Source organism: Mesorhizobium sp. B283B1A (assembly GCF_020165735.1).
In the GTDB taxonomy this organism is placed as follows: Bacteria; Pseudomonadota; Alphaproteobacteria; order Rhizobiales; family Rhizobiaceae; genus Mesorhizobium; species Mesorhizobium opportunistum.
Genome location: NZ_JAIUIQ010000005.1, coordinates 1 through 20,770 on the forward strand (window position 1 = coordinate 1; position 20,770 = coordinate 20,770).

General features: G+C 61.3%; 11 protein-coding genes and 2 pseudogenes. 5 read left to right on the forward strand and 8 right to left on the reverse strand.

Annotated elements, in window-relative coordinates:
• A pseudogene (locus tag LB577_RS05110) lies at positions 1 to 245 on the forward strand (phosphomannomutase/phosphoglucomutase); the annotation flags it as partial.
• Positions 246 to 1,116: 871 nt separating this feature from the next.
• Positions 1,117 to 1,338 carry a hypothetical protein gene (locus LB577_RS05115; protein WP_224685821.1) on the forward strand — a complete coding sequence of 74 codons (222 nt, stop codon included), beginning with the start codon at positions 1,117 to 1,119 and terminating at the stop codon, positions 1,336 to 1,338.
• A gap of 1,811 nt (positions 1,339 to 3,149) precedes the next feature.
• Here the strand turns inward: LB577_RS05115 and LB577_RS05120 are convergent.
• The 8 genes and pseudogenes from LB577_RS05120 to LB577_RS05155 all read right to left on the reverse strand — a co-directional run bounded on the left by LB577_RS05120 (position 3,150) and on the right by LB577_RS05155 (position 16,331).
• On the reverse strand, positions 3,150 to 5,450 hold the full coding sequence (locus LB577_RS05120) for an AGE family epimerase/isomerase (protein WP_224686015.1): 2,301 nt from the start codon (positions 5,448 to 5,450) through the stop codon (positions 3,150 to 3,152).
• Between the two features lie 13 nt (positions 5,451 to 5,463).
• Positions 5,464 to 5,640, reverse strand: a complete 177-nt coding sequence (locus LB577_RS05125; protein WP_224686025.1) for a hypothetical protein — start codon at positions 5,638 to 5,640, stop codon at positions 5,464 to 5,466.
• Positions 5,636 to 6,258: pseudogene (locus tag LB577_RS05130) on the reverse strand (phosphomannomutase/phosphoglucomutase); the annotation flags it as partial. The pseudogene LB577_RS05130 and the gene LB577_RS05125, both read right to left, overlap by 5 nt.
• Positions 6,259 to 6,438: 180 nt before the next feature.
• Positions 6,439 to 7,866 (reverse strand): HlyD family type I secretion periplasmic adaptor subunit, encoded by a 1,428-nt coding sequence (locus tag LB577_RS05135; RefSeq protein ID WP_224685822.1) that lies wholly within the window; start codon positions 7,864 to 7,866, stop codon positions 6,439 to 6,441.
• Positions 7,853 to 10,519, reverse strand: coding sequence for a type I secretion system permease/ATPase (locus LB577_RS05140; protein WP_283257900.1), 2,667 nt, complete (start codon positions 10,517 to 10,519; stop codon positions 7,853 to 7,855). The genes LB577_RS05135 and LB577_RS05140 overlap by 14 nt, the downstream gene beginning before the upstream one ends.
• Positions 10,520 to 10,620: 101 nt before the next feature.
• The gene (locus LB577_RS05145) at positions 10,621 to 12,810 is read right to left on the reverse strand and encodes a glycoside hydrolase family 16 protein (RefSeq protein ID WP_224685823.1); all 2,190 of its coding nucleotides are present in this window, start codon (positions 12,808 to 12,810) and stop codon (positions 10,621 to 10,623) included.
• A gap of 1,272 nt (positions 12,811 to 14,082) precedes the next feature.
• Positions 14,083 to 15,090 carry a glycosyltransferase family 2 protein gene (locus LB577_RS05150; RefSeq protein WP_224685824.1) on the reverse strand — a complete coding sequence of 336 codons (1,008 nt, stop codon included), beginning with the start codon at positions 15,088 to 15,090 and terminating at the stop codon, positions 14,083 to 14,085.
• Positions 15,087 to 16,331 carry a glycoside hydrolase 5 family protein gene (locus LB577_RS05155; RefSeq protein WP_224685825.1) on the reverse strand — a complete coding sequence of 415 codons (1,245 nt, stop codon included), beginning with the start codon at positions 16,329 to 16,331 and terminating at the stop codon, positions 15,087 to 15,089. Before LB577_RS05155 ends, LB577_RS05150 begins: the two co-directional genes overlap by 4 nt.
• A 97-nt stretch (positions 16,332 to 16,428) precedes the next feature.
• Between LB577_RS05155 and LB577_RS05160 the strand changes: the two genes are divergently transcribed.
• The 3 genes from LB577_RS05160 (at position 16,429) to LB577_RS05170 (ending at position 20,657) form a co-directional block, all read left to right on the forward strand.
• The gene (locus LB577_RS05160) at positions 16,429 to 18,063 is read left to right on the forward strand and encodes a hypothetical protein (protein ID WP_224685826.1); all 1,635 of its coding nucleotides are present in this window, start codon (positions 16,429 to 16,431) and stop codon (positions 18,061 to 18,063) included.
• Positions 18,064 to 18,705: 642 nt separating this feature from the next.
• Entirely contained in the window at positions 18,706 to 19,506 is an 801-nt protein-coding gene (locus tag LB577_RS05165; protein ID WP_224685828.1) for a glycosyltransferase family 2 protein, read from the forward strand.
• A 5-nt stretch (positions 19,507 to 19,511) separates the two neighbouring features.
• Positions 19,512 to 20,657 carry a glycosyltransferase family 4 protein gene (locus LB577_RS05170; RefSeq protein WP_224685829.1) on the forward strand — a complete coding sequence of 382 codons (1,146 nt, stop codon included), beginning with the start codon at positions 19,512 to 19,514 and terminating at the stop codon, positions 20,655 to 20,657.
• Positions 20,658 to 20,770: the final 113 nt, after the last annotated feature.

Sequence of the window (20,770 nt, forward strand, 5' to 3'; positions counted from 1 at the left end):
CGATGATGCGAGACGGCGCCGCTTTCGCCGGCCAGAAGATATCGGACCTGATCACCGTCAACGGCGTGCGTGTCGTCGCCGAGGACGGCACCTGGGGGCTGGTGCGGGCGTCTTCGAACAAGCCTGAGCTCGTCGTGGTCGTCGAAAGCCCGGTGTCGTCGCAGCGCCGCCGACAGATGTTCGAGGCCGTCGACGCCGTGCTGCGCCGCAGCTCCGAAGTCGGCGCCTACAATCAGACTTTCTGAGAGGCGGGGTCTTGCCATTCGGTCTGAGGGCAGACTGGACTGGGTCAACGACGAGAAGCCTATCAGACTGGATAATGCGGTCGGCCGCCAAGAATTCCGTTACATGACGGAACGGTTCCCTCTGGCAGGGCGGCACTGCGCGCGAGACCGGTCGGCATCGGCCGTGCAAACTGGGATCTTCCGTGCACAAAACCGCTGTCCCTGTACATCATAGGTTAATGACACATGGTTCGACGCGCCGAATAACGTGGGATCAGCGGGCATGGAACGAGCTCCGCTGCTTGGGAGTGACCATCGCAATCTCGCTCGCTCGACGCCAGCTCATGGAAAGCCATGCCCAATGGTATGGCGAGGTCCGTGAACCAGCGGAGAGGCATCAACGTTCATGGATGTCGATGGCAACGAACAGCCCCCACTTGCCGGCCACATCAACGATCACGTCGATAGGCTGACACTCGGTCTCACCCCGATAAGGGCCCTGTTTGCGTAACATCGCGCCTTCACCGAGACGCCGTATATACAGTCCTGGGCGCCTCGCGCACCAATGCAGGTGGTGCGCTGCGCAGACCTGGCCAGATGATTGGATGTCCATCCCACCCTTCCAGAGAGACAGATTCTCAATCAGCTATTGTGTGGGCTGGCCTCAAGCTTCCCAACGTGCAGACCGCATATGGCGGCGTCTGACATTCTCTCTAGGCGTTCATGATTAGCGGAACCTAATTTCTCATCATAGCTTGTCACTGATGGACAACCATTCAGAGAAACTGGTGCCTAGCCCTCCACCGAAGTGGCAGAACCGGAGGGGGATAATGATCTCGGCTGCAGTCCTTGTGCTCGCGGTCTGTAGCCTAGGCGCCTGGTGGATCTTTGGATGAGCACACGCGGCATCAGTTTTCTGCACAAATGGATCGCTAATGAGGTCCCCGAGACAGCGCCTCCCGATGCAGTGTTTATCGCTGAACTCACACACAAGCTCTTCGCCGACGCGAAAGCAGTCGGCATCAAGAGGATAGAAATCGACGAAGATGTTGAAAGCCTTTACCGGGTATTCGTCGAAGCCATTGCACACTTGGGCGGCGGGGCGCCAGAATAGGCGCCCGGCGAGGTATCGGGGGATCCCGATAGGCCCAGCGTCCTTCGCGGGGCGCGGACCCCGGCGCCTGTTCGAACTGTCGAGAGGTGCCGTGCTTTTGCGTCGCAAGCCATGCCGTTCGGCGCTATTCGGTCCAACAGCGAACGTCAATTGCCCATGAGTTGATGTGATGGTCGAGCTCCGCTTGAAGCAGATCGCGCGCTCGAACAGCGCTGGTGGTTGGCAACGCAGCGCTTCGATCTATCCGTCTGAATGGGGCCGAGGGCTTTCTTGGCCCATAACGCCAGTCTCGCTGTAGTCGCAGCCCCTTGAACGATCCGAGGCGGCCCGGCGCCTGTGGGTTTTGGGATGTGAACAGGAACCGGGCCTAACCGTCGGGCTGTTTGTGAGCACGGCGCCGTCGGCTCGATGATTTATGCGCCAATGCTAATATACCTCAAAGCTATCCGAATGAAGTATGAGAACAGCAATAGGGAGCAAGCAAAGGCGGATAAAGCTGTCACTTCGGTTGTCCATCACCGCCGTCTTCTCAATGAACGGCGCCAATTAGGTCTCGGAAAACTGCGGACCAGAAACGGAAATCAGCCGACCGACCGTCATAATGAGCTTCCAAAGCACAGTGGCCACCGCGGTCTGGCTCCGGGCCATACAGTTCGATAGCGGCCTTTACTGCAGTGTTAGGATCGAGAAATCTGAGATCGTCAGCGCAGCGCCCTTGTCTGTCTGAAACATCAAACAATCCTTCCCATGGGCGCCTTCGACACCACACCCTCGACGCTATCGCGCAACCTGAAGCTGGCGGAGGCGTCGGCTAGCCATTCCGTGGAGGCGGTGATGGCCATGACGCACAGCCGTAGTCGGCCCGTCACTGCTTCCACGTGGCGGGCCACGGTCTGATGAATTTTATGGGGAACATTTCGGCAAAATTCAAATTGAAGGGTCTTCTGGTAGGAGGCCAAACTGTCCCAGCGAAGCGTCGACAAAGACCGATTGGAGCGCGCCGACCGCGAGGCAAAACTTGCTAACGCCGCCGAGAAGGAGGCACGAGATACAAAAACTGCGCGACTTCGTGAACAACGTCTTGCTGCCGAAGCTAAGGGTTCCAAAGCTTTGAAGAAACGTCGATCCAGGGGGCTAGACTAGATCGTTGGCGGTAAGGCACATCGCCAGGTCAGTTAAGGTCGGCCTTGGGTGAACCCCGGGTTAGGGTGGTTGCCGGCCCGTCTTTAGTTCGTATCTGGATTCCATGGGGCTTTACGTTGCGCTCTCGGTCCAACTCGTCAGCTTTGGCCGCTGGTCCTCGGAGATATCGGTGTCTAGCTTCAGAAAACGGCGGATGTAGTGGCGCAGGGTCTCTGCCCAAGCATGAGAAAAGACCAGCGTCGAGTTCTACTCATGGCCGCCAAAAAGCCCGTCACCTCGCGGAAACGAGCTTTCTGACTGGCCGAAGGCAGGAGAGTGTCACACCGGCTTGCGGCTGCTTCGCACTTCCGTCCCGGCTGTTCTATTTAGCGGCGGGCGATCAGCAGGCAAAGTTGGCGCAAGTCGCGATCGTAGGTCCCTTGACTGCCCAGCACGTCCGCACAGCGTTTCGCCAGTTGCGTATCCGACAGGTCGGCTACGACGCCGACCAGTCTACGATTGCTGGGATTGGTGAGATCGCTCGGCGCCTCAGCCCGGATTGCGGTCGCCTATGCACAAAGTGGGATGCTAGATTCGGTTTTGGACAGGTTTGAAGCCGTCGACCTCTGCCAAATGGCTTCTCAACCGGCGTGGGATTCCGCCGTCGACTAAAGCAGCCCAGTTTCCGGTCAGCCGTAAATCTGCTTCGGAACCGTTTCGCCCCTATCCAAAGCAGGCAGCGGGAAAGGTTTGACCTGTCCTCCAGTCTTGTCCAGATACTGCATCAACGCCGTCACCAGGTGGTAGAAGATGCTCGCAGGGACCTCCGTCGCCAGTGACCTTCCGCGCTCGTCAATGCGGTCGACCCACAAGCCAAGCGGTGCCGGATCAATATGCCATCGGAAGAGGCGGGCGACACGAGCTTCGATCTCGGGTTTCAGATCCGGTCCGCCAATGCCGTCCAGGGCGACGGCCGCCTTGATGGCCTCGCATTGCGGCCAACTGCGGGAGAGCCGGTCGAGGGGCAATCCCTGCCGCGATACCGCTGCATAGGCCAGACCCGTGGCCCGATTCAATCCGCTGGCGACCGCCGACGAGTAGAGTTTCCTTGCGTAGGCCGCCAAGTCTTTCTGCCCGCTCGCGCGGGCGAAATCGACGAGGAGGGAGGCCCATTCGAAATGGTGCCCCGGTTCGGTCCACTGTCCCTTGTCACCCGGCAATGGCAGCCAATCGACGTCGAAATGTTCCCCAAGCGTCCAGCTTTCCTGGTCGAAGAAATGGCACCGGAAGAGATCGATGACGCGTGCCGCTCGACGCAGATATGCACGGTCGCCGGTGACGTCGTGCCAGGCAAGGAAGGATTCTAGCATATGCATGTGCGGGTTCGAGAACCGCACCCCCTTCCAGCCCGGGGTCTCGAAGAAACCGTTCAGGCTGTCGTCTTCAAGATGGGCGTCGATGAATTGGAATGTCTCCTGGGCAAGCCGCAGGGCTTCCTGATGGCCGCATCGATGAGCATGGGCAAGCGCCAGGAGCACGCAGGAATGGTCGTACACGTCCTCGACCCGGTCAGCCACGCTGCCGTCCGCATTCAGCGTGCGCACCCAACCCCCGCGGTCGGTCCGGCCGTATTTCGCGATGAAGTCGATACCATGGTCGATCAGCTTGTCGGCAGGTCCGTGCCAGCCGCGTTCCTTGGCCACCGCGAAAGCGTAGATCTGGCGAGCCATCGTGCGCATGCGCTTGGGTTTGCCCAGTGGCCTTGCATCGAAACCAAGAGCCTCGTGGAAGCCACCGTGCACATCGTCGACACCTGCGGTGGACCACAGCGGCAGCGTCTCCTCGAAGAGCCAGTGCTCGACGCGCTTGCGCCATGAGCCGGAAACAATGACCTGGTCTTCCGACGCCGTGAACTTGGTCTCGAGGCGTCCGCTCTTCTCCAACTGTTCGACGACTTTCTTCACGTTCTGGCTGTGGCTGACTGGAGCGACGAATACCGCGTCCGGCGTCGCCACCACCGCCACATCCTTCATCCCGATGACGGTCAGCAGCCTGCCCAGGCTTCTGAGGTAGGAGCTGCCGCAATCCATGGCGACGACGTCGCCCATGACGACGTTGCCGTCGCGGTCCGTCGGGCTGGCTTCGAGCAGCGATTGCCACGATCCGAGGTCGTTCCAGCGGAAGGAGGCCGTAACCATCGCGATGCCGCGGGCGCGCTCCATGATTGCGTAGTCGATCGATGTCGAAGGGACAGCCGAGTAGAAGCCCTGGGGCAGGTAGATGCCTGAGACGTCAGTCCGTGCGGTCTTGTAGGCCCGTTCCACGCTTTCCCAGATGTCGGGTCGCAGGTCGAGGAATGCTTGCCGCATCGTGTTGGCCTGAAACAGAAAGATGCCGGCATTCCAGTAGAATCTTCCCGAAGACACATATTGGCCGGCTGTCTCAGCATCGGGTTTTTCGACGAAACGCGAAACGGCGGCAACCCCCCCACGGTTCACCGAAACCTCGATGTAACCGTACCCGGTTTCGGGATGTGTCGGCTTGATGCCGAACACTACAATGCTTCCTGACTCGGCGGCAGGCGTGCCCGCCTCGACGGTTTCCCAGAATTGCGCTTCGGTTGATATCTGATGATCGGACGGGACCATCAGCACAAGCGCGTCGCCGCCATGCTCGCAGATCGTCTGCAAGGTGGCTATGGCGACCGCGGCGGCGGTATTGCGAGCTACGGGCTCGAAAATCGGCTTGCCGCCCTGGAGGCCGAGCGGACCGATGTCAGAGATAACGCGATCGGCGTGTCGTTCGGCAGCGATCAGGTAGATCGGCGTTTCAGCATATGGCCGCGCCTTGAGGCGTCGGACGGTCTTGGCGAGCATGGAGCCGTCGCCCGAAAGGTCGTGGAATTGCTTGGGATTGTCTTCGCGTGAGAGCGGCCATAGCCGAGAGCCGACGCCCCCGCTCATGATAAAACTTACGATCCGGCCAGGCATGGTCCAGTTCCTCTCAGAATGTCTGATTGTAGACCCCGACTTCCGGATTGCGGCGCGGCACAGCATCGAGAGCCTCGAACATCTCGCGACCTCGGTCCGACGAGATGGGGTTTTCCACCCCGGCCAGGCCCCACGTGCCGTCCTGGGCAACCACACGCACTCCATTCACTGTGACGAGATTGGGCAGCACCTGCGGTGCCGTTGCCGCAGGCAGCCACCACCCTCAGCTTTCGGCCGACGGTCTTTCCGGCAGTCAGGTCTTCGATATATCTCTCGCGAAATCCGGGCCCGAATTCATAGTTCCTCCCGCCGATGAGATCGAGATCGCCGTCCAGCACAAGCGCCTTCAAAGCTGTCATCTCCTCCGACCGAATGTCAGGGGCCTTTGCGCCCCCATCTTCACTGCGGTCCAGCCGTTCTCGTTGTGGGAGGCCGTCACCATGGCCGCCGACGGAAAGTTGAGTGCGAACCGGGCGAAGTAGGCTGTGGGAGGAAGGGCCAAACCGATGTCCTTGACGCGCGCGCTGGCCGTTATCAGGCCGGAGACCAGTGCCGTCGCAATGGCCTTGGAATAACTGCGGAAGTCGTGTCCGGTGACGATGTCCGGGCCGACACCAATTCGGCGGATCAAGGTGCCGAGCCGACGCCGATCGCCTGCACGCCCATCAGGTTGAGTTCGGGTTCTTTGTCCGAGCCTGGATGCCCGAACCACCAGCGCGCGTCGTATTCCCGCTAGCCAGTGGCTTCGATGAGAGCACTGATTTCGAAGATGAAATGTGTTTGGAGTGGCTTGGCCGACTATGTTCACGGTCGCGGTTTCCGCTCTGCAATTGCGCGGAACAGTCGTAGCACGCCCCGGAGGTGGGCCCCTTGGCGAATTGGGGGTAGCCCTAACGTCCTGGTTCGGACCACTCATCGAATAGGAACACGCCCTGCGCTCTCGAGTTGACAACGGGAGGACGAAGGTTCGTCGGCTGGAAGCCGGCTTTTACCGCTCTCGTAGCGCTTCCTGCTTATATTTCGCCAGCGGCGAAAGAAAATAGCCGATGATACTGCGCGTACCAGTCTTGATCTCGACCGTCACCGCCATGCCGGGACCGAGCTTGACGAGTTTGTCATCAACCTGCATGTCCGTACGGTCAAGTGAAACGCGTGCGGCATATTCCAGTTCCTGACCTCTCGGCTCACTTTCGCTCTGCGATACGCCCGACGCGGGGTCATTCGATGCGCTCTGTTGCCTGTTGCGGGTTATGGCGTCCGATGACACGCTGAGCACTTCTCCATGAAGTAGCCCGTAGCGGGTGAAATTGAATGTATCGACCTTGATTTCAGTCTTCTGTCCCGGATGGACAAAACCGATATCTCGGTTGGAGAGCATAGCCTCGATCTCGAGATGACTCCCACTCGGAACCACCACGGCCAGTGCCTGAGCAGGCGTCACCACGCCCCCCACCGTATGAACGGCGAGTTGTTGCACGACGCCATCGACCGGCGCGGTCAATTGTTGGAGCTTTGTGAGCCGCTCCGCCTTGATCACCTCCTGCTCAGCGCTCGCAGCCCTCTGCTGGGATCTGGCGAGTGCGTCATAGGTCGCGCGCCGATACTCCGCAGCGGTCCTTTCCCTCGTTTCCTTTAGCAGTGCGATGGCCGCATCGGCTTCGCGCAGGCGGCCCTGCTCAAGTTTGAGATCCTGCTGAAGGCCGACGAGTTCCTGATACTCGGAGAGATAGACGACCTTCGAAGAAAGTGCCTCGTCGAGGAGCTTCTTGCGAATGTCGACCCGCTCCTCAAGAACCGGTATCGTCGCCTGGAGCTTCGCTCCGCTTGCCAAGGTGGTCGATCGTTCCGCTTCCTTCTGATTTCGCTGGCGATCGATCTCGGCGAGCTTGGCGTCCTGTTCGGCAAGCTGACTGATCAGAAACTGACGATGCATCTCGATCTCCGCGGCGCTCGCCCTGTGCGGTGGCTGGAAGGCAGCAAGCGGATTCTCCGCGAGCGCCGCGCGCAGCCGCGCGACGTCGAGTTCGGCCGAAAGGAGTTCGCTTTTCTGGCGCTCCTGGTCGGCTTCGGTCATGGTCGGATCAAGCTCGATCAGAACCTCGCCAGCCTTCACGCTCTGCCCATCGCGTACGTTGATAGCGCGCACAACGCCCGCTTCGAACGGCTGGAGCACCTTGGTGCGCCCGTCTGGCACGATCTTGCCCGTCGCGGTTGCCACGACATCGACGGTGCCCAGCGACGCCCACACCAGCGCGAAGCAGAAAACCGCGACGATACTCGCCGCGATCGCGCGCCCGATCGGCGACGGCGGCGTTTCGGTGATTTCGAGCGCCGCCGGCAGGAACGCAATTTCGTGCTCGCGGCGCCGAAGCTGGGCTCTGGGAAACTCGACGACATTTCGATTAGCGGACTTCATGGATGCCGGCTTGTAGATAGTGGAGGTTTGCGTAACGCCCATTCGAGCGGATTAGGTCATCATGGGTACCGTCCTCGACGATACGGCCATGCTCGATCGTTATGATGCGGTTCGCGTGGCGCACGGTCGAGAGCCGATGAGCGATGACGAAGACGGTTCGGCCGGCAGAAATTCGTTTCATGTTCTGCTGAATGGCGCGCTCGCTTTCATAGTCCAGAGCGCTGGTCGCTTCATCGAGGATGAGGATGCGCGGATCGGTAATGAGTGCGCGAGCGATTGCGACGCGTTGGCGCTGCCCACCGGAAAGACTGCTGCCGCGTTCGCCCACGATGGTGTCATAGCCCTCAGGCAGCTCCAGGATGAAATCGTGAGCGCCGGCGAGCGATGCCGCCGCAATGACGCGCTCCATGGGCATAGCCGGATCGGCGAGGGCGATGTTCTCGCGAATGGAGCGATTGAAGAGCACGTTATCCTGCAAGACAACGCCAATCTGGCGTCGAAGCCAGGTTAGATCGACCATTGCCAGGTCGACGCCATCGACCAGCACCCGCCCACTCTCCGGCACATAGAGCCGCTGTATCAGCTTGGCGACGGTGCTCTTGCCTGAGCCCGAGGAGCCCACGATGCCGATGACCTGACCGGGCTCGACGCTGAACGACACGTCGTGCAGTACCTCGGGGCCATCGATGCGGTAGCGGAAAGTCGCATGCTCGAACGTCACCCGCCCGCGGATCGTCGGCAGTGCGGCTCGGCCAGGATTGAAGCTTGGCTCGGGAATGGTGTTGAGTATGTCGCCGAGACGGTCGATCGACAGGCGGGCTTGATGGAAATCCTGCCAGATCTGCGCAAGCCGAAGCACTGGCGTGCTGACGCGCGCAGCCAGCATGTTGAATGCGACGAGCCCGCCGACGCTCAGCTCGCCGCCGATCACGAGCCTGGCACCGAAATAGAGGGTTGCGGCGACGACCAGCTTGTTGATCATCTGCACCGCTTGGCTCGCCGTATTGTTCAGGCTGAGCACGCGGAAGCTTGCTGTGACATAGGCTGCGAGCTGCTCCTCCCAGCGGCGCTGCATCTGCGGCTCGACCGCCATGGCCTTCAGCGTCTCGACGCCCGTGACGGTCTCGACCAGGAAAGCTTGGTTCTCCGAGCCGCGATCGAACTTCTCATCAAGGCGCCGGCGAAACAGCGGTGCAGCTCCCGCGGAAATGCAGATGTAGAATGGGAACGACGCCAGAACGATCAGAGTCAAGAACGTCGAGTAATAGAACATCACCGCAAGGAAAACGAAGGTGAAGACGAGATCGATGACAAGCGTGAGCGCCGAGCTCGTCAGGAACTGGCGGATATTCTCGAGCTCGCGGACGCGTGCGACTGAATCCCCGACGCGGCGTGTCTGGAAATATGCGATCGGCAACGCCATCAAGTGACGAAACAGCCGGGCGCCGAGCTCGACGTCGATGCGGTTCGTCGTATGCGCGAACAGATAGACACGCAGCGTGCCGAGAATAGCTTCGAAAACGGTCAGCGCGACGAGACCAGTGACCAGAACGTCGAGCGTGCTCATGCTTCGATGCACAAGCACCTTGTCGATGACCACCTGGAAGAACAGCGGTGTGATGACGGCAAATATCTGAAGGAAGAACGATGCGATCAGCACCTCGCCGAGAAGATAACGATACTTGTGGACCGCGCCGAGAAACCAGCTGATATCAAATCGGCGAGAGAGATCCGTCAGGGCCGCGCGCCGTGTCATCAGGATGATGTCGCCGTCCCAGATGGCCTCGAGTTCCTCCTGCGTCAATGCATAGGGTTGCGGTGACGATGGGCGCTGAACGATGAGTTTGTCGTCGAGGATTTTGCCAAGGATCAGGAATCCACCGTCCCGTAGCACGGCGATCCCCGGCAGCGGAGTAACCGCGAGCCGATCCCAGTTCGTCCTCTGCACCTTAGCCTTGAGCCCGAAATCCTTTGCACAGCGCAGGATTTCGGTGACACCTGCGCGCGCCGCGCCCATCCGGTGGCGAATTTGGCCCGGATCGGCCGCGATACCATGGCAATGCAGCAATATCGCCAGGGCAAGTAGGCCTGAGTCGTCGCTCTCAGAATCGTTGCTTGCCGCCTGAGGCGCCGGATCGCGTCGATCGGCGACCCGCGCACGCATCAATGTATCGCGAGCGCGCATCAAGGCATTGCCTGCACCTTGCGCCAGGTCACGCCCGCGGGCACCGATTTTGACGAATGCATGAACGATCCGATTTGCAACAGTCGGTCCAACCAAGATCAAACGGCCATCCCAGATTGCTTCGAATTCAGCGCGCGCGATCTGCTTCGGACGGGACCAGGTTGGATCAAGCACAATCGCTGCCTTGTCGTTGACCTTTCCAAGGAGCAGAAACCCGCCATTCCGCAGCGACGCGATGCCGGGGAGCCGGACATTCCCAAGTCGCTTCCAGTTTGTCTTGCGCGAGCCGACCTTCAGCCCGAGCCCACGGGCGCAGCGAATCATCGCACGGACGCCGATCGCATCGCCGCCACCGCAGCGATCGCGGATCTGATCGGGCTTAGCGTCTACGCCATGAAGGCGCAGGAACAGAGCCAGGGCTCGAACTTCAAGGTCTGCGGCGTTGGCATTCTCGTTTTGCATCGCCATTCTGGCTTAACCCTTCGCGGATACACGTCCGCGTTCCATGTTCCTTCTCAGCTTTCGCGAATGCGACGGTGTCGCACCAGGCGCTGAAGCCCTGGAGGCGATCAATGGTGCGGTCTGGTCAGGTACAAGTCCTGATTCCAGTTGGCTCCATTCGACAAGGACGCCACGATCTGACCGTGATCAGCCCGCCCGGAGTGACCGGCCAGGTACTGGTTCAGCAGCGCAAAACTGTGGCTTGCCACGGACGCTGTGGCCGTGCCGGTCGCATGCCGATGATCCGCCGTGGTGGCCGCAGGCCGAGGATCCGTTATGGCCATGGTCTGCGGCGAGGCTGTCGCGACGGCGCCGGTGGCCGGGTCCTTCGCTGTTGCCGTCAACTTGAGTGTCGCCACCGGCTGGTCCCAGCCCCTGTAGTTCGATTCCAGCGTCAATCCGCTGTCGACCTGCGCGGCTGTCAAGGTGATGTTGCCGCCCCTGAACGTCTTGCCATCGAGTTTGTCGGTGATCGTCTCGTACCTCGGCAAGCCCGTTATGTTCACGGTCACGACATCGTTGGGGTCGGTCGTTGTCACCTCGACCCCCAGGTCGACCGTACCGCCTCCCCCGTTCACCTTGAGCGTGGGATCCGCGATGGTGAGTACCGGCGCGATCGATGACGGGGCAGTAGGGGTAATCGGGTTAGTTGGGGCAGTTGGGCCAGTTGGGGCAGTTGGGATGGTTGGGGCTGTCGATGACGTCGCGACCTGGAGACCGGAGAAGGTCTTCACCGCGCCCGCAAGATTCGCAGCGACACCGCTTGCGTCCTGGATGCTCGCACCGTTCGGCAGATTGACGCCGGCGATGCCGAGCGCCGAGATATCGGTGTCCGTCGACGCGACCGTTGTGCGGAAGTTGAGCGCGCTCGTTCCGGAGCCGCCCACATAGGTGGCGGTCGCGCCATTGTTGAGCGATAGTGTCGGCGTGCCCGACACCGCCACGGCCTCGTTGAAGCCGAGTGTCAGCGTGACCGTGTCTCCGACGTGCTCGGTGCCGGTTCCTGGCGAGGCTGTGGCCTGCGTTACCGCCGGCAAGACCGGATCGATCTGGAGGCCGGAGAACGTCTTCATCGCGCCCGAGAGGTTCGCCGCAACACCGGATGCATCCTTGATGCTGGCGCCGCTCGGAAGATTGACCCCGGTGACAGCGAGTGCCGAGGTATCCTTGTCGGTCGAAGCGACCGTGGTGCGGAAGGTGAGCGCGTTGGTGCCCGACCCACTGACATAGCTGGCCGTTCCGCCATCATTGAGCGACAGTGCTGGCGTGCCCGTGACGGTTACGGCTTTGTTGAAGGCGACCGTCATCGTGATGGCATCGCCGGCATGCTCGATTCCCGTTCCCGGTGAAGCGGTGACCTGCGTCACCGCTGGCTGGATCGTTGGCGCAGGCGGGGTCTGGGTCGATGAGGATGTCGAGGGAGTGACGTTGGCGCCCGTGACGGTGTCGCCGCTGCCCGCCCTCTGATAGAGCTGAACCCCATCGACCAGCATCTGCATCGACGATGGGGTCGAGCTATCGAGAGCCGTATGCCATCCGGCCGCGTTGGAATTCGCGACCTGATTGCTCATGATCAATTCCATCGGTTCATTCGGGATCGGCACCTGCGCGCTGGTCACTTGCGCCATCTGTTTCCCGTCCAGATACCAAGTGATCGATTCACCGGGCACCCAGTTGATGCCGTAAGTATGGAAGCCGGCCGTGAGGTCGATGCCGGTGTCGACCACGCCGCCGAACTCCCCTGACGGCGTGTGGAGGTGGTAGGAGAACGCCTGGTTTGCCGGTCCCGAACCGGTGTATCCACCCTCCTGCATATCGATCTCGAAATTGTCGCCGCTGGTGCCGGCGCCTTTGCCGGGCATCAGCCAGAGGCCAGGCCACGCGCCGTCGCCACTGGGCGCCTTCATGCTGATCTGAAGGTAGCCGCCATTGAATTCGAAGTTGCCATAGCTGCTGACCGCGCCGGACGTGATCGGGAATGTCTGTGCAGTTCCCTGGTTCATACCACTGACGGGCTGTTTGATCGCCGTGAGATCCAGCAGCCCGTTGCTCACGGACACTTGGCTCGGCATATCGTAGTCTGCATCATACGGCCCGCCCGGGCCGCTTCCACCTGATCCATAGCTGTTCCAGGCCCAGCCGTTGGCGGCATTGCTGGTGATGTACGTATGCCAATCGCTATCGAGCGCCGTGCCGGAGAAGTTTTCCTCGAAGACGAGGTCGCTAGAAGCAAAGCCTGCGGGTGCGGAAAGAGCCATTCCGTGATCCTTCTTTGGCGTTGAAAACAGGGGATTCCACTGCCGCGCATCGCCAAGGCGCGCGACATGTCACATGCTCGCAGCTAGCACAGCGAACGGATTTCAAAGTCGTGGAGTTGGAAGTCTTCGCCCTAGGCGTTGTTGTCGAGCGAACCTAACGTTGAACTCGCCATCGGTGGCGAGTGTGGTCGACGGGCTCTTCGGGCCTTCGCCCTTGAACCCACAAGGGGTATGGCTGGCAACGCGCAAGATGTTCGACGGTTCGAGCCGCGGCCGAATTTAGGTTGAGCGCATCTCTCCCGGCGAACGATCTGCCGAGCTTGCTGTCTAGTATAGGCACGATAGTTCCTTAGTTTATTGCGTCTTTTTTGTTTTTCATTTCACCCGCGCCCCTAAGTAAAACACAGGCATTTCCGCTCGTTACTTAATCGCCCACACCGTATTGCGCCTACTGAATTGATCATTCGAGGACGATGTACGAAACCCAGCCGGACCCTACCACGGTTTACGGCGAGAATGAGGCTTGGTTAACGCTTATCAACACATTCCTAATATAAATTATTAACACATTCTAATATGGAAAGTGATCGAACAGCCGTCCCGAGACAGCCTTCCGGACGTCCTACCAAAACTGTGTGCCTCGTTTGAAATGTTGCGCTGGTTGGGCGCAGGTTGGTTCGAGCGGGTCGTTGGTATATGAAGTTCTCGAGAAGCACGGCCCGGATGTCTTCGGATGCTGCGTGGCGGACGAGCCGTCGAGGCTATCGGGCTGCCGGCGCGGACGTTTGACCGTGCCATTTACGCGTCGATGCACTTGGCCGAGGTCGCCTTGCGGCGTTGACGCGCTCCAGCCTCTGCACGTATCGCTCAGCGACGTGGCCGGCGGTACGGGCGGCGATATCCGCATCATCCGCTTTCAATCGCAACGTCCCATCCAGGGGAAATACGATCGCTTAAGCGGCTTGTTGAAATGGCTGAAACGTGGCCCAAGGGCGTGAGGGCGGCGCTTCGTCGCCGCGGGACGACCCTGCGGATTGTCAAATTTGAACCGCGCAACCAGTCGCCAAAGCTCTACCTCGTGGCCGTCTGCTAACCGCCTGGCGTGCTCATTCGCCGTATCGTCGTCCGTGCAGGCAAGGTTGACCCCGCCCATGAATTGGCCATCTTCATCCAGAACGTAAACCCGATAATGCGGCATCGCTTGTCCTCATCGGCGACAACATTCTAGCAGTCAGCCTCGCTGCGGAACGCGGAAATTTTGACTCCTGTGAGCTATCTCAGATGGGCCGCGTGGACCCGCGACAGCAAATGTTGTGACAAAGCGCCGGCGACCCCGCCGAGGCGCGTCGTGGCGTAGGCGAACGCAGTAAGGGCAAAGCCCGCCATGATCGCCCCGGCCCGCTGGGCGGCGCCGACGTTGCCGCGCATAGCCGCCCTCAGGTCGCTCGCAACGGCGCGCGGCAGCACCTCCCGGACGTAGTGCCATTCGGCCCCAAGGCCGTCTTTGGACCCTGCGAGACCCGTCAACACTGCCTTGGCGGTGCCCTCGACGAGGCAGCGGTGGACGAAGTATTTCCACGTGGTGCGCTGGACCGGCACCGCGTGGAGCACTCGCGCCGCTGGCCGATACGCCCAATAGCCCCCGAGGTATAGGCCGGCGGCCCGGATGCAGAATTCCGTCTCCTCGCAGCTCTCAGCTTTGCCGCCGATCCTTGCTCGGCCGCTGACGGAGAATCCGAGCTTGCGGCGCCCGAGGTCCGGCGCAAAGCCGCCGGCGCGCTCCAGCACGTCGGCGCGCACCGACATGTTGGCCCCGATCGGGTTGCGGATGCACCCGTCCCGCACGTGCATGCCGGCGTAGGTGCAGCCCACGACCCAGTGGAACTCGCCGGGAAACCACGAGGGCGGCGGCACCTGCCACAGCGGCTCAACCGGACCGCCGGCCCCCAACACCGCCGGATCCCGATAAGCCTCCAATAGCTCCTCCAGCCACTGCGGGTCGGCGACGGCGTCGTCATCGAGGAAAGCAATCACCGGGGCCGTGATGTATTCCGCTCCTGTCATGCGCCCGCCCGACAAGCCCGGTTGCCTGGCATTGGCGAGGACGGTAACGCCCGCAATCTCGCGCGCGGCGCGCTCTAGCAGGGCCTCGTTGTTGTCCACGACCACGACGATTTCACGCGGGGCACGTGTTTGGGTGCGGACGGACCCGACCGCACGCTTCAACTCGTCCCAGCGGTCGAGAGTGTGCGCGCAGATCACAACGGAGGCTTCGGTCATTGGGCTTCCCGGGCGGTTCCTGAGGCCAAGCGGGTCTGCGCCGCCCGGGCCGTCGCGGCTTTGAGGATGTTCCAGATCACGCTTCCATCATTGCGGATATCGAACTGGTCGTGTTCATCGACGGGATAGCGTCCGCTGTCCTGCAGCGACACCAGCCGCCACACCATCCAACCAGCGCAGCTGGGACTACGGGCAAGCGTATCAAGCCACATGGCGTAAGCCTCGGCGGAGTGCCGATTGGAGCGGGCATAGCCGAATTCCTCCAGAAGAACCGGCTTTTTGGCGCCGGCCGCCAACTGGCAGAACTCGGTGATCATGTCGTTGAATTGCTGGACCGTCAGCTTGTAATAGAGCGGGTAGCCGTGCCAGGTCCCGAAATCGAGAGTCGGGATTGTCAAATCGGCTAGCTTCACCGGAATGTTGGCATTCCCTGAGCCGACAAGGTGATTGGGATCGAGGGACTTGACGTAAGCCGACATTTCGCCAGTCCAGGCCAACAGCAATGCCTCCGGCTGCGCATTGCCTTCGTTCATCAGCTCCCAGGCCATGATGGTCGGGTCATCCCGGTAGGCGAGCCCGGTGAGCAGGTTGACGTGCTGCACGACGTGGCGGACCCAGGTCCTGTAGTCCTGCTTCGTGCGCGGGTCGGTGAAGAAAAACCGGGACTTGTCCTGGCTGCCGTACCAAGCCCGCATCTGCTGGGCGCCACCCGTGTAGTCCCAGAAATCCAGGAAGGCGATAATGAGCCTGAGATGTCGTTTGCCGGCCTCGGCGATAAGGAAATCGACCTTTTGCATGCCGTTGGCGCCGTCATTGATCGCCATCCTGTTTTGACTTGGATCCCAGTAGAGCAGGTAGGTGCCCTTGACCGCGAGATTGCTGGCTTCGCCTTCAAGCTGCCAATCCCAGATCGTAGGGACGCTTCCGTCGATCGACCCGATCACCGGCTGAAGGAAGGTGCGGACCACATTGGCGCCCATCGCCACCGCGTCATCGAGAACGCGGGTGACCTCAACCTGCGAACCATAGGTCAGATAATGGTTGTTTACGCCGGTCACGAAGAACGGCTTGCCGTCCAACGTGAAATTTGTACCGGAAGTCTTGATGAAAGACATCGCCGATGGCTTGTCCACGGTGCTCGCGATTGCCACAACAGACATGAACGCCAAAGCAAATGCACACAGCCACGCATTGCGCAGTCCGTATTTCGCCCCGTATTTCGCCCAATGCCAGTCGATCATCATCCCTGCATGTGGCTCTGGCCGGACGCCGAGTGCAATCGCCCCTAAGGATTACCTCCTCTGGCCTCGCACAGACCGGCGTCGATCGGGCATAGTGATGCTTGGCTGGGTGGTTCTCGTCAAAGCTCCCGTCTTCTTGAAATCCGACGTGAGAACAACAATGCGCATTTGCTTGAGTCTCGATCCGTCGCGGCTGCTGCGCTGGCATCTATGGCTGGCAGAGGCGCTCGCTGAAGTGCCCGGCAACGAGGTCTCCTGCGTTTTCGCGGCTGACTGCCGCCCGCTGCCGTCAATCTTCCGTCTGCTGCTCGAACTCGAACGACTGGTCTATGGTTTTAGCGGGAAGGGCGCCGTCGACCCCGTAGAGGCCGCGCTGCGGTGCCTGCCGCCGCCTCCGGCCGGCCAAGCGGATGTGGTGATCGATTTGAGCGGGTCGGAATCGCTCCCGGCGGCGCGGCGCGTGCTCACCCCGATCTTCAATGGCGCACCCGGCGAGATCGGTGTCGTGGCGGCCTGGGTGCATCATCAGGATCTTCTCGTCGACCTGCATGACACGGCGCGCCCGTTGCGACCGTGGACGGCGCGCCCGACCAGTGCAGACCGACAAGTGTTGGCATTGAGGCTCGACAGCGCCCTTTCCTGCGCTGTGCCTCTGATTCTCAAGGCCCTGTGCGAGGAAACCGGTTCATCTGCGTCCGCTAATCCCGGTCCACGGACGGCGCTACCTTCGTGCGGCGCGCTTTCGGCCCTTGCAAGGGTGACCGGCACGGTTGCATCGAAGGCGATCGGGCGTCTGGATGTTCTGGCGAGGGGCGGCAGGACGTGGGGGGTTGGCTGGCGCATCGACGAATCGGCGAGTCTGCTCGACAAAGGCGAAGCACCCTTCAGGATGCTCACCGGGAATGCCGACAGCTACCTTGCCGACCCGTTCCCATTCCGGCATCAGGGGCAGGATTTCATCTTTGTCGAGCAGTATCTCTACTCAAAGAACCGGGGGTGCATTGCGGTCGTGGCCGTGAACCGGGACGGGACAGCAGGTGCATCCCGGATCGTTGTGGAGGAACCGCATCACCTCTCGTACCCGTTCGTGTTCGAGCAGAATGGTCAGATCTGGATGATCCCTGAATCGGGAGCGGCCAGGAATGTCTGCCTCTACAGGGCAGTCGAGTTCCCTTACCGGTGGACACGGGAAGCCTGCCTCATGGAAGGCATTGAGGGCTACGATACCACGCCGCTCTGGCATGAGGGCGGCTTTTGGTTTTTCGTCAGCCCAAGGCTGTGGAAGTCCACGTCCTGGGATGCCTTGAGCCTCTACCACGCCGAGAGCCTGACCGGGTCTTGGACGCCTCATGCAGCCAACCCGGTCCTGCTCGATGCCAGGCTCAGTCGACCCGCAGGCGCCGTCATCCGACACAGCGGACGCGCGCTACGCCCGGTCCAAGACTGCGCGCGCGGCTATGGCGGCGCGGTGACCTTCTGCCAGATCGATTCGCTGAGCGAGTTGGAGTTTGCCCAGACCCCGATCGGTCGCATCTGGTCCGGAGCGTTGGGATGTCACACCTACAACCGCCGGTCCGGCCTGGAGGTGATCGACCTGTTCGGGCATATGCGGGGTTTGCGAGAGGTCACGACCTCGTATCGGTTGCTGGAGCCTGAGGCGACGGTCTCGGGACTGAGCGGGGTCTCGGAGTCGTTTGGGCAGCCCCTCTCCTGGCCGGTCTCACCGGGTTAGCTATCCGCACAGGTACCCCGCCTGCAAAGAGCCGGACGCGCTTGAGCCTGTCAACACAGCTGCTGAAGGTGATCGCCGCCGCTGCCCGTACCTCTGCGCTGGCGGTGTGAGCTGAAAACAACCCGAAAGGATACCCCAAAAGAGTTAGTCTTCTATTGTCTTTTGCTAACCACCCATCTCCCTTTCATTTCATTTCTTCACCGGTAAAGCTCGCACAACAACAAAAACTTTAGGGGCCAGCCACAAGCGCTTTAAGGGCCGGCGACAAGCGTACCAATCTTCGTGCATCTCATCTTCATTTCATTTTGGCCCGGAGTCCGCAAATGGTTGGAGTACACCCGTGGATGTGGCGGTTATTGGAACTGGTCCCTACGACTTGTGGCCGGCAGTGCATTTGCGTGCGCGCCATGCGGAGCACCGGACTTTCGGGAAGCTCATCGGTCATGGAAGGACAACATGATCACCGGTATGCTGCTCAGATCCGTTCCAGTCCCGGCCTGCATTGCATTCGCACTGCCGCGAACAGCTTCGGCCTAGCATGTCGATTCGTGTACGGGGCCTATTACCTGGCACGACACCGGCAGTCCTGGCGCACTTTCAGCCCGTCCGTTGGGTTCCACTACTCGACGTCACAGCGCTGCCATGAATGAGCGTCTCCCCAGCAATCTCGCCCATGTCGGTGCCGTATTGCCGCCCGACCCGATTGATTTTGCGCTGCAGCGAGCACTGACTCTGCCCCGAGTGAGCTTTATCGTCCCGACGCTCAATGAAGCCGAGAACCTCCCTTGGCTTCTGCCGCGCATCCCCGACTGGGCGCATGAGATTATTGTCGTGGATGGTCGTTCGACTGATGACACGGTCGCGGTCGCGCGCCGCCTGCGCGCGGAAGTGAAGGTTGTCATGGAACCCCGGCTGGGCAAGGGCGCTGCACTGCAAGCGGGATTCCGGGCCGCCACGGGCGACATCATCGTCATGCTGGACGCTGACGGCTCCATGGTCCCGGAGCAGGCGATTGTCTTTGTCAGTGCGCTGATGGCCGGCGCGGATCTCGTCAAGGGGTCACGCTTTATCCAGGGCGCCGGTACCGACGACATGTCGCTGTTCCGGATGTTCGGCAACAGGGGGTTGACCCTGTTCGTGCGGCTGCTCTATGGCGGTTGGTTCTCCGATTTGTGCTACGGATACATCGCCTTCTGGACCAAGCACGTCGGCACGCTGAATTGCGACTGCGATGGCTTCGAGATTGAGACCCTCATCAACGTACGGGCATTGAAGAACCACCTCAACATCGTCGAGGTGGCGAGTTTCGAGGCTCCGCGCATCAGTGGAGTGAGCCATCTGCGCGCCATCCCGGACGGCTGGCGCGTCCTCAAGACCATCCTGCGTGAAAGGGTGCACCAACAGCACAGGCGAGGCGCGACAGCCTGTGATGACGGCGGGTAATCCTGATGCGAATCCTGATGGTTGCCGCTCGCTGCTACCCCTTCATGGGCGGCACTGAAACCCACATCCAGGAGGTCGGTCCCCGCTTGGTCGCGCGTGGCCACGCAGTCGACGTGCTCACTACCGATCCCTCGGGGGAACTGCCGGTTGAGGAGGAGGTGCGCGGCATGCGTGTGCGGCGCGTGCCGGCCTGGCCAAGGGAACTGGACCTCTATGTGGCACCTGGCATTTATACCGCGATCCGGCGCGGCGCTTGGGATCTGGTCCACTTCCAGGGTTACAGCAGTTTCGTGGCGCCGATCGGGCTGCTTGCGGCCGTCCGCGGGCACCTGCCGTTCGTCCTGACCTTCCACAGCGGCGGGCATTCCTCCCGGCTGCGCAACGCCGTACGCAGCACCCAGCATACGCTGCTCCGGCCGCTGGTAGCCCGGGCCGCGCGGCTGATCGGCGTCTCCGAATTCGAAGCTGACTTCTTCAGCTCGAGGATGGGCGTGCCGCGGGAGCGGTTTGTCGTCATTCCGAACGGCGCCGCGATGCCGGCTCCTAGCCCCGGCGTCAAGGTCGATCCACACCTGATCGTCTCGAGCGGCAGGCTGGAGCGCTACAAGGGCCATCATCGGGCGATCGCGGCCTTGCCCAAACTGATCCGCCGGGTACCGGACGTGCGGCTGCACATCGTCGGTACAGGGCCGTACGAGAGAGAATTGCGGCGCCTCGTCGCAGCGCTCGGCCTCGAGAAGCGGGTCACTATCGCAGCCATCCCCGGATCCGAGCGGCAGCAAATGGCAGACCTGCTGGCGAGTGCCGCGCTGTTCGTGCTGTTCAGCGAGTACGAAGCCCATCCGGTCGCCGTGATGGAAGCCCTGTCGCTGCGCCGTCCGGTCCTCGTCAGCGACACGTCGGGCCTGCGGGAGCTGGCCGCCAATGGCCTGTGCCGGGCGATTTCGTGCAGCGCCGGTCCGGGGGAGCTGGCCGACGCCCTGGCCGGGGAACTGGAGGCCCATCGGGAGGTTCCGGATCTGGCGCTGCCCGACTGGGATGCCTGCGCGCAAGCGCTGAACGACGTTTATCGCGATGTCCTGAGCAACCGATCCGCGGTCCGATTGCACCCCGGTGGGGTGATGTCGTGGCCTCGCGAGACGGGGGCATGAGGCGGATGATATCGGCTCATTTCACTGCGGGCGCCAGGATAAACCCGATCAGGGCCGGGATACGGTTCGTGTCGGCCGTTATCGGTCCTGACCTTGGCGGCGGCAGCGCCGAT